Source organism: Shewanella sp. QJM3NY_23, assembly GCF_056173105.1.
Genome location: NZ_CM149657.1, coordinates 2,134,730 through 2,148,442, shown reverse-complemented (window position 1 = coordinate 2,148,442; position 13,713 = coordinate 2,134,730). Strand labels below are relative to the sequence as shown.

10 protein-coding genes and 8 tRNA genes are annotated in these 13,713 nt (G+C 46.7%); 3 read left to right on the top strand and 15 right to left on the bottom strand.

The window, feature by feature from the left end; translation table 11 throughout:
* Positions 1-2 precede the first annotated feature (2 nt).
* The 9 genes from rsxC to AC0VXX_RS09735 all read right to left on the bottom strand — a co-directional run bounded on the left by rsxC (position 3) and on the right by AC0VXX_RS09735 (position 6,054).
* A complete protein-coding gene (gene rsxC, locus AC0VXX_RS09775; protein WP_475514080.1) occupies positions 3-2,201 on the bottom strand; it encodes an electron transport complex subunit RsxC in 2,199 nt (732 codons plus the stop codon).
* A complete protein-coding gene (rsxB, locus tag AC0VXX_RS09770) occupies positions 2,195-2,764 on the bottom strand; it encodes an electron transport complex subunit RsxB (protein ID WP_475514079.1) in 570 nt (189 codons plus the stop codon). The genes rsxC and rsxB overlap by 7 nt, the downstream gene beginning before the upstream one ends.
* A gap of 2 nt (positions 2,765-2,766) precedes the next feature.
* Complete coding sequence (rsxA, locus tag AC0VXX_RS09765) at positions 2,767-3,345, bottom strand: electron transport complex subunit RsxA (protein WP_475514078.1); 579 nt, start codon at positions 3,343-3,345, stop codon at positions 2,767-2,769.
* Between the two features lie 95 nt (positions 3,346-3,440).
* Positions 3,441-5,351 carry an EAL domain-containing protein gene (locus AC0VXX_RS09760; RefSeq protein ID WP_475514077.1) on the bottom strand — a complete coding sequence of 637 codons (1,911 nt, stop codon included), beginning with the start codon at positions 5,349-5,351 and terminating at the stop codon, positions 3,441-3,443.
* A 154-nt stretch (positions 5,352-5,505) separates the two neighbouring features.
* Positions 5,506-5,581 (bottom strand) — tRNA-Asn (locus AC0VXX_RS09755).
* 32 nt (positions 5,582-5,613) lie between these two features.
* A tRNA-Asn gene (locus AC0VXX_RS09750) sits at positions 5,614-5,689 on the bottom strand.
* Between the two features lie 39 nt (positions 5,690-5,728).
* A tRNA-Asn gene (locus AC0VXX_RS09745) sits at positions 5,729-5,804 on the bottom strand.
* Positions 5,805-5,867: 63 nt separating this feature from the next.
* Positions 5,868-5,943, bottom strand: a tRNA-Asn gene (locus AC0VXX_RS09740).
* A 35-nt stretch (positions 5,944-5,978) separates the two neighbouring features.
* A tRNA-Asn gene (locus AC0VXX_RS09735) sits at positions 5,979-6,054 on the bottom strand.
* A 779-nt stretch (positions 6,055-6,833) separates the two neighbouring features.
* Here AC0VXX_RS09735 and uvrB point away from each other — a divergent pair.
* Positions 6,834-8,849 carry an excinuclease ABC subunit UvrB gene (gene uvrB, locus AC0VXX_RS09730; protein ID WP_475514076.1) on the top strand — a complete coding sequence of 672 codons (2,016 nt, stop codon included), beginning with the start codon at positions 6,834-6,836 and terminating at the stop codon, positions 8,847-8,849.
* Between the two features lie 105 nt (positions 8,850-8,954).
* On the opposite strand, the gene rrtA is transcribed toward uvrB, so the two are convergent.
* Entirely contained in the window at positions 8,955-9,539 is a 585-nt protein-coding gene (gene rrtA, locus AC0VXX_RS09725) for a rhombosortase (protein ID WP_475514075.1), read from the bottom strand.
* Entirely contained in the window at positions 9,533-10,216 is a 684-nt protein-coding gene (queC, locus tag AC0VXX_RS09720; protein WP_475514074.1) for a 7-cyano-7-deazaguanine synthase QueC, read from the bottom strand. The genes rrtA and queC overlap by 7 nt, the downstream gene beginning before the upstream one ends.
* Before the next feature lie 186 nt (positions 10,217-10,402).
* Here queC and queE point away from each other — a divergent pair, with 186 nt between their 5' ends.
* Positions 10,403-11,071, top strand: a complete 669-nt coding sequence (gene queE / locus AC0VXX_RS09715; protein WP_475514073.1) for a 7-carboxy-7-deazaguanine synthase QueE — start codon at positions 10,403-10,405, stop codon at positions 11,069-11,071.
* Here queE and AC0VXX_RS09710 read toward each other — a convergent pair.
* The 4 genes from AC0VXX_RS09710 to AC0VXX_RS09695 all read right to left on the bottom strand — a co-directional run bounded on the left by AC0VXX_RS09710 (position 11,068) and on the right by AC0VXX_RS09695 (position 13,021).
* Positions 11,068-12,129, bottom strand: coding sequence for a PLP-dependent cysteine synthase family protein (locus AC0VXX_RS09710; protein WP_475514072.1), 1,062 nt, complete (start codon positions 12,127-12,129; stop codon positions 11,068-11,070). The two genes, queE and AC0VXX_RS09710, sit on opposite strands and share 4 nt — an antisense overlap.
* Positions 12,130-12,628: 499 nt before the next feature.
* Positions 12,629-12,713 (bottom strand) — tRNA-Tyr (locus tag AC0VXX_RS09705).
* Between the two features lie 105 nt (positions 12,714-12,818).
* Positions 12,819-12,903, bottom strand: a tRNA-Tyr gene (locus tag AC0VXX_RS09700).
* 33 nt (positions 12,904-12,936) lie between these two features.
* Positions 12,937-13,021 (bottom strand) — tRNA-Tyr (locus AC0VXX_RS09695).
* 125 nt (positions 13,022-13,146) lie between these two features.
* On the opposite strand from AC0VXX_RS09695, the gene AC0VXX_RS09690 reads away from it, so the two are divergent.
* Positions 13,147-13,635 (top strand): VC2046/SO_2500 family protein, encoded by a 489-nt coding sequence (locus AC0VXX_RS09690; RefSeq protein WP_475514071.1) that lies wholly within the window; start codon positions 13,147-13,149, stop codon positions 13,633-13,635.
* Positions 13,636-13,713 lie beyond the last annotated feature (78 nt).

Below are 13,713 nucleotides of genomic sequence, written 5' to 3'. Positions count from 1 at the left end.
GATTAATCCTCGTGCTCATCATCTTGAGCTGCACTAGCGGCCTTGACCAGTTTTTTGGCCTTTGCTTTTGCCACTGCGGCGGCAATACGTTGTTGCTTAATCTCTGCTGCCGATAGCTCAATACTATTAGCATCAATACTATCAGCGGCTTTATCTTGCTGGTCAGCTTCACTTGTACCACTTACTGGCGTTGATGATGGGGCCTCGCTGCTTTGCGCCAGCTGGGCAACTTTTTTTGCCTTGGCTTTAGCGACCGCGGCAGCGATTTTGGCCTTTTTGGCCTCAGCCTCACTTAATGGCGCCGCTGATGGAGCGACGCTGGTGTCTTCATCATTGGTGTTAGCTTGCTCATTTTTATCGCTGCTTTGCGCCAGCTGGGCAGCTTTTTTTGCCTTGGCTTTAGCGACCGCCGCAGCGATTTTGGCCTTCTTGGCCTCGGCCTCACTCAATGGCGCCGCTGATGGAGCGTTGTTGACATTTACATCGTTTGGCTCAGCTTGTTGATGCGCATCGCTGCTTTGCGCCAGTTGAGCGGCCTTTTTTGCTTTGGCGCGGGCAATAGCGGCGGCTACTTTATCTTGGGTCGCCGTGTTGCTTGCATTTGCACTGCCCTCAGTGTTGGATGTGGGCGCAGCTGTAGTGGCAGTTTCAGCCGCCTTTTTGGCTTTTATCCGTGCCATTGCCGCGGCGACGGCATCTTTATCTGTGCCAGACATGGCGGCTTTACGTTTTTGTGCCGCTTGTTTGGCTTTTTCTTCACGGGCGCGCTTTTCTTGTTCTAAGCGCAGCATACGCGAATCGAAACGCTGTTTGGCCAGTTCTGCTTGTTTCTTCTCTTCAGCTTCAACTCGCAGCGCAGATTTAGCGACCCGGTAATATTCCACCAAGGGAATGTCACTTGGACAGACATAACTGCAGCAACCACATTCGATACAATCTCTAAGGTTATAGCTGGCCGCTTTATCGTATTCTTCGGCTTTGGCATGCCAAAACAGCTGCTGGGGTAACAAACCCGCAGGGCAGGCTTGGGCACACTCGCCGCAGCGAATGCAAGGCATCTCTGGAGCTGGCGTCGCGATTTCACTGCTATCGGGGGCCAGTATACAGTTTGTACCTTTAAGCAGTGGAGCCTGTCGATTGGGCAGCATGTAACCCATCATGGGGCCGCCAATAATAATCGGTGATTGGTCATTTCCCTTAAATTGAGCGCAATGCAATAGATGCTCAATGGGAGTACCAATTGGCACCCAATAGTTACCCGGTTGGCCGATATTATTGCCCGTTAAGGTAACAACTCGCTCTATTAGCGGGGCGTTACAATAGACGGCTTGCTCAATGCTAAAGGCGGTGCCCACATTTTGTACCAAAATACCTAAGTTGGCAGGAATGGCACCCGATGGCACCTCTTGACCCGTAATGATTTGGATCAGTTGTTTTTCACCGCCAGAAGGGTACACAGTGGGTATCGCGGTGACCCGCGCGCACTGGGCTGGTAAGTCGCTGTTGTTGAGGGCATGTGTCATCTGCTCAATGGCTTGGGGTTTATTGTCCTCGATGGCGATGACGATGCGTTTGGGCGCCAGTAACTGATGAATAATCTCGATGCCGCGTATAATCTCTGTGCTATGTTCGCGCATCAAGCGGTCATCTGAGGTGATATAGGGTTCACACTCGACACCATTGATGATCAAGAGCTCAATATCACTGACCGGTTTTAATTTTATATGGGTTGGAAACGCCGCGCCGCCAAGCCCAGCAACGCCTGCCCGTTGGATTCTGGTGAGAATCTCATCACTGGCCATCGCTTTAACGTCATCTTGGCTTAATGGCGCATGGATAGCAGAACAAAGCCGCTGCTGATGATCGTTATCTATGATACAGCACAACACAGGCAAGCCCGAGGCGTGGTTGCTTGGGCGCGTTTCGATAGCCGCAATCTGGCCCGATACTGGTGCGTGTACAGGCAGATGACGAAAGCTGTCTCCCTGGGTGAGCCGTTGCCCTTGGGCCACCATATCGCCGACGGCCACCGCCAAGGTGCAGCTTTCGCCAACCTGAGGGATCGGAATGACATATTGGTCAGCCAAAGGCAAGCGGGCGATATTATATTGATTTGATAAGGTTTTAAACTCAGGCGGATGAATACCTCCCGCCACGCGCCATAGTGTTCCTTTATCAATTTGTTCAAATAAAGTTAACACTTGGATTCCTCGTTAATGTTGATGACGGGAATGGCGTTAAGTTTCCAATTCCAATTTTGAATGTTTGGGGTCACTGGCAACATGTCGATGCAGTCGACTGGGCAAGGTTCAACGCACAAATCGCAGCCAGTGCAGTAATCGGCAATAACAGTGTGCATCTGCTTGCCGGTGCCTAAAATGGCATCGACCGGGCAGGCCTGGATACATTTAGTGCAACCAATACACTCTTCTTCTCGAATGTAAGCCACTTTTTTGATTTGGGTTTCGGCGGTGGCGGTCAAGGGTTCAGGTTCTACCCCCATTAACTCGGCCAATTTTTCCATCGTGGCGGTACCACCAGGCGGGCACTTGTTAATTTTTTCGCCATTGGCGATGGCTTCGGCGTAGGGGCGACAACCAGGGTAGCCACATTGACCACATTGAGTTTGTGGTAAAAGGGCTTCGGCTTGCTCGACCACTGGGTTACCTTCGACTTTAAACTTTTCGGCGGCAAATCCTAGTAGCGCGCCAAAAAATAGTGCGAGTAATCCCAGTAATATAATGGCGATGACGATCTCAAACATGGTTAATTTACCAAACCTGTAAAGCCCATAAAGGCCAGTGACATTAGGCCTGCGGTGATCATGGCTATTGCGCCACCTTTAAACGGCGCTGGCACATCCGCAGCCGCTAGGCGCTCACGCATAGCTGAGAAGAGGATAAGCACGAGGGAGAAGCCTGCAGCGGCGCCAAATCCGTAAATTGCAGATTCGATGAAGTCATGCTTCTCATTAACGTTGAGCAGTGCCACACCTAATACAGCGCAGTTAGTAGTGATCAACGGCAGGTAGATCCCTAATGTTCTATGTAGAGATGCACTGGTCTTTTGGATTAACATTTCGGTGAACTGCACCACGACGGCAATTACTAAGATAAAGGCCATGGTTCGAAGGTAGCCTAATTCAAATGGTTGCAATAGATAGTTGTCGACCAGATAACTCAAAATGGAGGCAAGCGTAAGCACAAAGGTAGTCGCCATCGACATACCTATTGCGGACTCTAGTTTGCTGGAGACGCCCATAAAGGGACATAATCCGAGAAATTTAACTAAAACAAAGTTGTTGACCAGCACAGTGCCGACCAAAAGCAGGAGATATTCGCTCATCTCAATCGGTTATCTATATCTAATTTAGCGGCTATTATCGACCTTTCGGCATCGATAAACAACACATAGAATGCAGGGATTATTTCATTTACGGTTTAATTGGCTGAGGATTGTTCATCTCGCAGTATGATGGGTTGGGGTTTAGCGATGTAATAGCCTTGCAATCCGTCCACCAGCAAGTGTTCTAATATTAACTTTTGTTCTTGGCGTTCGACGCTTGATGCAATAACGCAAATGGACTGTTTACGGGCGACATCGACGATCATTTTAACAAAAAAGCGATTATGATCAGATTCAATATCTTGGGTGTAGCTACCATCGAGTTTAATAAAATCGGGGCGTACTTCTTTAAAAAACTTAAAGGAGGTGAACCCCATCCCAAAATGCTCCACAGCGACACGCGCCCCAACACCGTGCATCTCTCTAACAAATTTATGTGCCTGATTGATATTGGCTTGCATTCCCGCCTCGTTGACCTCTAATACTATGCGACAGGCGATTTGGCGCTGATGAACAAACAGGGTTTTGACCCAGGCAATAAAGGCCGGTTGTGTCATTGAGTTAGAACTAATATTGATGCCAAACGCGCCTTGTAGACTCGGGTTGTCGATAAGTAATTTAAAAGTACTGAGAATAATCATTTTATCCAACTCAACACTCATACCATGACGCTCGGCCATGGCAATGACTGTTGCTGTGGGTAAAAACTTACCTTGGCTGCTGTAAAATCGGGCTAACAACTCTCGGTATACTTTATCGGCGCCGCGGCAAGGTTGAATATCTTGTGCATGAAACTTAACGGCACGGCGCTTAATAATATCGTCAATGGCGGCTTTCCATTTTGAATCGCCAAATAACTCATCCCCATTGATTTTGTCTTGGACATGGAAGCTATTGGGCCCCATGGTTTGGGCAATGCTCACAGCGGCGTCGCCAAGATAAACTAATGAGAGCGCTTGATTGCCCTGCTGATAAGGCACTAAACCAGTATAAGCAACGGATTCGGCATCGATTGTTTGCTGAAACAGATCAAAGTTTGCTTTCAAGTTATGCAGTAAAGGCTGTGCGTCTTTAAGTGTCATATCGGGGATAAACAGCGCAAAATCGGCACTCGAGATGCGAAAACACTCGGCATGAGCAATGTCTTGAATACTCTTGCGTACACATGAGGCGACACCGGCTAAGTAATTATCTCCGGCTTCGCGTCCTTGGGAGCGATTTATTTGGCCTAATTCTGTGGCCTTGATTATTGCCATGACGCCGAAGTGCGTTCCGGGCTGAGCTAAACTGTCCAGTTTTTCAGTAAACTTTGCACGTGTGCTAAATAGGGTGACAGGATCTTGGTAGGCTTCTTTATTGAGTTTGATATTGTGCTGCTGTATTTCGTCAAATTTACTATTGAGTGAAGCACGACATTTTTCCAGCGCTTGGCCAAGTGGGGCTAATTCGCCGCGAAAGGCAGATTGGGCTAAGGCGTCAAATTTAAGCTCAGATAAGCTATTGATATATTTACTAGCGTAGCGAATAGCCCGATTGAGACGCATCATCAATAAGCTAAATAGAAGGGCTATCACTAGGTAAGTTAGCCAAATAACACTTAACGCCTTAATAAAACGCTGTTTGGCTTCGATTTTGATATGACTGTCGTCTAGCTTGGCTTGTAATCGTCCTTGAGCCAAGACACGAGTGTCGCTAAGATCTTGGCTAAATAACGCGGCAATGATGTCATCATTTACCGGGTGCAGCTGACCACTGGTATAGCTAAGGGCGCCATCTAATTGATGAATATATTGAAAAAACTGAAAATGATAATCGCGGTTTAAGAGGCTAAAGAGTGTTTCCCCGTCTGTGGGGAGTGAGGTTTGCCAAAGCGGGCTCTGAATATAGTGTTGCAGAGATTGGCTGGCAACGGCTGAGGCGCGCTGATGTTCATACTGATAACTGAATAACGAAATCACGCTGAATACTATCAGTAAAACTAGGTGAAATGTCTTAGTAACGCCCATAAACAGTGAGTCCAGAATCTCTAGCTAAATTTGGATAAATTGATTATTAACTAGTCTAACTGATTATTTATTAAAGCGGAATTTTATTATCAAAACAGTGGTGGCTAATGGTGATTGTATCGATAAGGAGATGATGATGGTGTAACTTAAGAGGTGGCTCCCCAGACTGGACTCGAACCAGTGACATACGGATTAACAGTCCGCCGTTCTACCAACTGAACTACAGGGGAATCGATATTTGATGATGTTATTTAAAAATAAGTGGCTCCCCAGACTGGACTCGAACCAGTGACATACGGATTAACAGTCCGCCGTTCTACCAACTGAACTACAGGGGAATCGATACTTATTTTACATTTACATTTTTCTTAAAAGCTTGGCTCCCCAGACTGGACTCGAACCAGTGACATACGGATTAACAGTCCGCCGTTCTACCAACTGAACTACAGGGGAAACGCATTAACTTTTACATCGCCAATTCACATCGGCTTTTATCTTACACTCTTTGTACTGCGTTGGCTCCCCAGACTGGACTCGAACCAGTGACATACGGATTAACAGTCCGCCGTTCTACCAACTGAACTACAGGGGAAACGCATTTTACTTGTCTTCTACATTGTGTCGCTTTGGCTCCCCAGACTGGACTCGAACCAGTGACATACGGATTAACAGTCCGCCGTTCTACCAACTGAACTACAGGGGAAACGTTTAAAGCAACTCGTCGTTGAAGACGGAGCGCATATTAAATCGCTCTTAGACACGAGTCAACTGATGGGGAGAAAAAAAAGGAGAATTATGCGGTTAAGTGCTCATCTAATGCCCATCCTGCTGGCTTAGTGCGCATTTTGCTTATCTTCTCTGCATCTTTATTATGGTTAGGCAATCCATATTGGCAAGTTAAGCTTCTGTTCATTATCGTAATAGGAGGAAACGGCCATGGTTATCGACTTAGGCGAAATTATATCAAATGTAGTAAAATTACACGCACAGCGGCCATATTCTTGAATGACCTCAGCTTAGCCAAAGCCGCGATGCTACTGAGGTTATGAGAGTTATCCACTAAATCTGTGGATAAGCCTGTGGGTTAGCTGCAAAATAGGCCGCCAAACCCTTATGTATTGCGGCTTGTACTTAAAATGACTAGATTTAACTGTTTTTTTATTATCTGTTTAATTTCAGCTGGTTAAAAAAAGCAATAGCCAAATTTAAGATGTGTTTTAGGTGTTGTAAATATGTAATTAATTTGAGGGCGGCTCTTGTGTATTAATGTCGCGGCTGGGTTGGGTTTGACGCCCATTTCTGCCGTATAGTCGTTTATTGTGACCGTCGTATTAAACTTTCATCTCAGTTAATTGCCCGAATGGGAGCTGGGCCCTAATAATCATCGCGCGTTAAAATGGTTTAGCTAAATCCTTGCCGCGAGATTGGCTAAAGTGGCTAGGTCGATTAAGATAGCCTGCTGAACTAGTTAGGAGTGTCCCATTGAGTGAATCATCGTTTCAACTTGTCTCCCATTACAAGCCCGCCGGCGATCAACCTACCGCAATAAAGAAGTTGGTTGACGGCATCGAGTCTGGCCTTGCGTGTCAGACATTACTTGGGGTGACCGGATCAGGCAAAACCTTCACTGTCGCCAATGTCATACAGCAGTTACAACGTCCGACTATTATCATGGCACCCAATAAAACTTTGGCGGCGCAGCTGTATGGCGAGATGAAAGAGTTTTTTCCTCATAATGCCGTTGAATACTTTGTTTCTTACTACGATTACTACCAACCTGAAGCCTATGTGCCATCAACTAATACCTTTATCGAAAAGGATGCGTCGGTTAATGCCCATATTGAACAGATGCGCTTATCGGCGACCAAAGCACTGCTGGAGCGTAAAGATGTGGTGCTGATCGCCTCGGTATCGGCGATTTATGGTCTGGGCGATCCTGATTCTTACCTGAAAATGTTGTTGCATCTGCGTCAGGGCGACTTAATGGGGCAGCGCGAGATATTGCAGCGCTTAAGTGAATTACAATATACCCGTAATGACATAGAGTTGCAGCGCGGCACGTTTAGGGTCAGAGGAGAGGTGATCGATATTTTCCCGGCAGACTCGGAGCGAGATGCGATCCGCGTTGAACTGTTTGACGATGAAATCGACAGACTTAGCCTATTTGACCCATTAACGGGGCATATCTTACAGCGTATAGCTAGAACCACGGTTTATCCCAAGACCCACTATGTGACGCCTCGGGAGAAAATTATTGCCGCGACCGAAGAGATCAAGGCTGAGCTTCGTCTGCGTAAACAGTACCTATTGGATAATAATAAGCTTATTGAAGCTCAGCGGATCTCCGAGCGCGTGCAGTATGATATCGAAATGATGACCGAACTGGGCTATTGCTCGGGGATCGAGAACTACTCGCGTTACTTATCAGGTCGCCGCCCTGGCGAAGGGCCACCGACCTTGCTGGATTATCTGCCCGCTGACGGTTTACTGATCATCGATGAATCTCATGTGACCATACCGCAAATTGGCGCCATGTATAAAGGTGACCGCTCGCGTAAAATGAATCTAGTGGAATACGGTTTCCGCTTGCCGTCGGCGTTAGATAATCGCCCGCTCAAATTTGAAGAGTTTGAAGCCTTAATGCCTCAAAGCGTGTTTGTTTCAGCCACGCCTGCGCAATATGAGATCGACAAGAGTGATGGCGAAATCGCCGAGCAGGTTGTGCGCCCAACAGGGCTACTGGATCCCGAGATTGAAGTGCGTCCGGTTGGAATACAGGTCGATGACCTATTATCAGAGATTGGTAAACGGGTTGCGGTGAACGAGCGGGTATTGGTGACTACGCTGACTAAGCGCATGTCAGAAGATCTTACCGAGTACTTAGATGAACATGGAGTGAAGGTGCGCTACTTACACTCAGATATTGATACGGTAGAGCGGGTGGAGATCATTCGCGATCTACGTAAAGGGGTGTTCGATGTGCTTGTTGGCATTAACCTGCTACGTGAAGGACTCGATATGCCAGAAGTCTCCTTAGTCTGTATTTTAGATGCAGACAAAGAAGGCTTCTTACGTTCTGAGCGCTCGCTGATTCAGACCATAGGCCGCGCAGCGCGTAACGTAAACGGCAAGGTGATCCTTTATGGTGATAAGATCACTAAATCGATGGCTAAGGCGATTGATGAGACCGAAAGGCGGCGAGAAAAACAGCGTCAATATAACTTGGAACATGGCATTACCCCTAAAGGATTGTCAAAGCGGATCACCGATGTGATGGATATCGGCGGCAACGAGCATACCGCAAGGGTGCTACCTTCCTATCATAAAGTGGCCGAACCTAAAGGGGATTATGTTGCTGCAGATGCCGCGACCCTGAGCCATCAAATTGATGAGTTGGAAAAACGCATGCATCAACATGCGCGCGATCTTGAGTTTGAACAAGCCGCGGCGCTACGTGATCAAGTCCATGCGTTAAGAGAGGCTTTAATAAAAGCCTAAATCTAATGAGCGTTGAGTCGTTAATGAGATAAAAGTAGAGTGGATAAATCCCCCCACATCCGTTAGCGGAAGGATGTAGGGGTGATGACTTATTTATTTGTCAGTTTATTTGGACCAGCGCCGAATAAGCTTATAGCCAATAAACACTAATATGCCCGTGAACACTCCGATTAAATGCGATTCGGTGGCAACGCGGGCATCGATCAGTTGGGTGATCTGCTTACTCGCCCCATAGATTTGTTCGTAAGCGACTTTAGCGCACACACCGACTAACAAGAGATAACCTGAGCGTATACCGCGTTGGATATCTTTTAGGGCACCATAGGTCACTAAGCCATGTAACATACCGCTAAGCCCTACATAACCCAGTAATGTGGGAAACCCCCAGTAAAGCCCTACCCCCTGTAATAAGCACAACAGGACAAACAGCAGGCTAAAGTTTGCTGCGCGGTAATGCATCTCATGTAAAAACGCCAATACCCATAATCCGCCGAGATTCATCGCCAAATGCCAAGCATTGGTATGCAGCAAGTTGCCTGTCAATAAGCGCCACCATTCACCTTGGGTAATGGCCGCTTTACGATAGGCGAGGCTACTATCGAACGGGGCAAAATAGAGCGCGATACAGACAATGCTTATGAGTAGCACTAGCCCATAGGGTTTCGAACTTGATTTTAATGAACTTAGCATTGGCGGTTAAGCTCAGCCATGACTCTTGTCTTATTGTCTAAATAGTCTTGTAGCCCTTGGCTACGCAATAGGCAGGCAGGGCAAGTACCACAACCATCACCTATGATGCCGTTGTAGCAGGTGAGGGTGCTATCGCGAATAAGCGCTAGGCTGTGGTATTTATCGGCCAGCGCCCAAGTTTGTGCCTTATTAAGCCACATTAATGGCGTTTCAATGGTCAAGTTGCGATCCATGCCTTGCTCTAAGGCCGATTGCATCGCCTTAACAAATTGATCTCGGCAGTCAGGATAGCCCGAAAAGTCAGTTTCACACACCCCAGTGATCACTGTATCAGCCCCCAGTTGGTAGGCATAAATCCCCGCCAAAGTGAGGAATAAAATATTTCTGCCCGGCACAAAGGTATTGGGTAATCCATTGGCCATTAGCTCGTTAGATACTTCAATGGCATCACGAGTTAATGCTGAAATTGCCAGCTCATTCAATACCGTTACATCGAGAACTTTATGGCTGATAACGCCAAGCTGCTCACCGAGTTGCTTGGCAACGTCGATCTCTTGTCGATGTCGTTGTCCATAATCAAAGGTGATAGCGTGAACTTCATCGTATTGGTTTAACGCCTGTATTAGACAGGTTGTGGAGTCTTGGCCACCACTGAACACTACAACTGCTTTAGACATGAAGGTTTATCGTTAACAAAATTTGGCGTTAGTTTAACTGACGCTGCAACGCTTGCAAAATGTCTTGTTGAGCGCAAAGCCGTTTGGAAGAGGATTTAAGCCACTTGCGAGATAAATAATCGCGTTATACTTGCCAGTGGGCGCTAAATCTTCTATAAAAGCGGCCCCATAGCGATGAGGTTAACCATGAAGTACCCGGTCAACGAAGTATTTGAAACTATTCAGGGGGAAGGTGTTTATACCGGCGTTCCCGCGATTTTTGTTCGCTTACAAGGCTGCCCAGTAGGCTGCGCCTGGTGTGATACCAAACACACATGGGAGACACTGCCTGAAAACCGCGTCGCCCCTGAGCTAGTCATCCAAGTCGATGGTGAAATTGGCCGCTGGGCAGAGCTAGATGCAGCGCAACTTTTGGTGCAATGGCAACGCAAAGGTTTTACTGCTAAACATGTGGTGATCACGGGCGGTGAGCCTTGTATTTACGATTTACGTCCATTGACACAAGCGTTATCGGAGCAAGGGTATCAATGCCAGATTGAAACCAGTGGTACCTTTGACGTGCAGTGCGATCCACGTAGCTGGGTTACCGTGTCGCCGAAAGTCAATATGAAGGGCGGTTATAAGGTGCTGGAGCAGGCATTACAACGCGCCGATGAGATAAAGCATCCGGTCGCCAAACAGAGCCATATTGATGAACTCGATGAGCTATTGACGAATATCGATACCTTGGGCAAAACCATCTGCTTACAGCCGATAAGTCAAAAGCCAAGGGCAACGCAGTTAGCCATGCAAGTCTGTATCGCGCGTAATTGGCGTTTATCGATACAGACTCATAAGTATCTCAATATCGACTAATCAAGCTTACCGGTTTGATTAAATTGTTCCAGTAGGGTCTGGTAGTGAGTGATATCACCTATGTTCTCACTCACCCACAGCCTATCGTAATAGGTATCTAAGTACCGCTCGCCTGAATCACACAACAAGGTGACGATAGAGCCCTGCTGGCCTTGACTATGCATATCACAAGCCAGTTGCAGTGCGCCAAACAGATTGGTACCCGTCGAGGGCCCGGCTTTTCTGCCAATGAGCTGTTCTAGCCAATAAATCGTAGCGATAGAGGCGGCGTCTGCAACTTTAACCATCTTATCCACCACGCCAGGAATAAATGACGGCTCTGCGCGTGGGCGACCTATACCTTCAATTTTGCTGCCCTGTGTGCAGGTGACACTGGCGTCGCCACTGATAAAATAATCATAAAATACGGAGTGTTCCGGGTCGACCACACACAGTTGTGTTTGTTCTCTTTGGTAACGAATATAGCGGCCGATCGTCGCCGAGGTGCCACCCGTGCCTGGGCTCATGACAATCCAACGAGGAACCGGGTGGGGCTCACATTTCATCTGCTCAAATATGGAATTGGCGATATTATTATTGCCACGCCAATCGGTAGCCCGTTCTGCATAGGTAAATTGATCCATATAATGGCCCGATAACTCATCGGCCAAACGTTGAGATTCGGCGTAGATCTCGCTGGAGTGTTCGACAAAATGACATTGGCCGCCATAGGCTGTGATCTGTTGGATCTTTCTTTTGGCGGTACTTGTAGGCATGACGGCAATAAAGGGTAAGCCGAGTAATCGTGCAAAATAGGCTTCAGAAACCGCAGTACTGCCTGATGACGACTCTATGATGGGCGTATTTTGCTTGATCCAGCCATTACATAAAGCATAGAGAAAGAGCGAACGCGCCAGGCGATGTTTAAGGCTGCCTGTGGGATGAGTACTTTCATCTTTTAAATAGATATCGACCCCTTGAAGCGAGGGAATATCTAAATGAATGAGATGCGTGTCTGCACTACGCTGATAATCGGCTTCAATTTTTGCGATTGCTTGGTTAACCCACGAGCGTTCCATTCGTTCTCCAATATGATTGACCTCTCTAGAAGAGGGATTGCATGCAATTCTTATATAGCGTTTAGTTATAAATTATAACGATGTTTTGTCAGCCGATATAGAGACAAGATTAACCATTGTGATTTTATTGCATCGTAAGCGTAGTGAAATACTGACAGTTATACATTAATGGCCAATGTCTGTTTCGCTGTTGCAACCCGCTACAGCATGGGTTAATGCTACTTATTTTTAGCTATTAGGTCTTAAAAAGGGCGCAGTAGGGCAATGCATTGGGGTGACAAGGTGTGCGGAGCATTTAATAACAGATGTTCTTTATCATCAATGGGTGAACAATATTGCTGTTAACGATTGCAGCGAACTATTGCAGTAAACTATTGCAGTGGACGATTACAGTGACAGTACTAAAGGAACAGAAGATTTTAAACCGAAGGATGTTTTATATCGTGTAAAGTGCAGGGGAATATAATCAGAAAAATCAAAGAGTTAATGAACAGAAAAGTGGTGGAGGGAGAAGGATTCGAACCTTCGAAGGCTGAGCCGTCAGATTTACAGTCTGATCCCTTTGGCCACTCGGGAACCCCTCCACATATTACTTTTTGTTACTACTTTTTTGTTACCCAATATAACACGATGAACTTAGCATCAGTTGTAAAGCCAACTACAACTAATTTAAGCATCAGAGATAAAGATGGTGGAGGGAGAAGGATTCGAACCTTCGAAGGCTGAGCCGTCAGATTTACAGTCTGATCCCTTTGGCCACTCGGGAACCCCTCCACGAATATCTCTTTATATCATATTGTACGCAAATGGTGGAGGGAGAAGGATTCGAACCTTCGAAGGCTGAGCCGTCAGATTTACAGTCTGATCCCTTTGGCCACTCGGGAACCCCTCCTCAATTGCGGCGGCAATAGTAGTCACAAACTCATCCTCTGTAAACCCCCTAATTAAAATAATTACTAAAGTTAGTGTTTAAGCGGTCGATAAAATACCAACGACTTGTTTTAGTGATGTTTTTTTATGCAAACCAATCGGTTATTAATCAATGAGGTCAATTTAGGCACCCGGCTTAATCATGCTGTTTCAGATGATAGGCGTGGGGAGTTTGCCTTATTACTTGCCATGCTTTCAGATGATGCGCGTGATATGGCTCAGTTTCATCTGCCGCACTCATTGGAAGACACCGATAGCCGCTTACGTCAGCGGTTTGAGTTACCGCGATCACAACCCTTGTTAGTTAATATTACAGAGCAAGCTGTAATCGATAATAGTGCGGTATTTCACCAACAGGGAATGAGTGCTTTTCATCTGCAGCAAAGCCTAACGCCTGAAGCTCTGGTGATCCGCGGGCACGAAAGTATAGCGATGAATGCGGTGTTAAATAATTGCGACCGTGTGACTCAGTCGCGCTATCGTGGTCAACTTAATAACCAAATTGGCATGGATGATATTGTACATTTTGCCGATCAGGTGGTGGCGCAACGTACGATGGCTGACATCATGGTATAAGCCCTATTAGACTGGGTCTGTTTTTCAAATTTAAGTTGAGATTTGACCCGTGTCTCGTATCTAACGCCAGATATCACT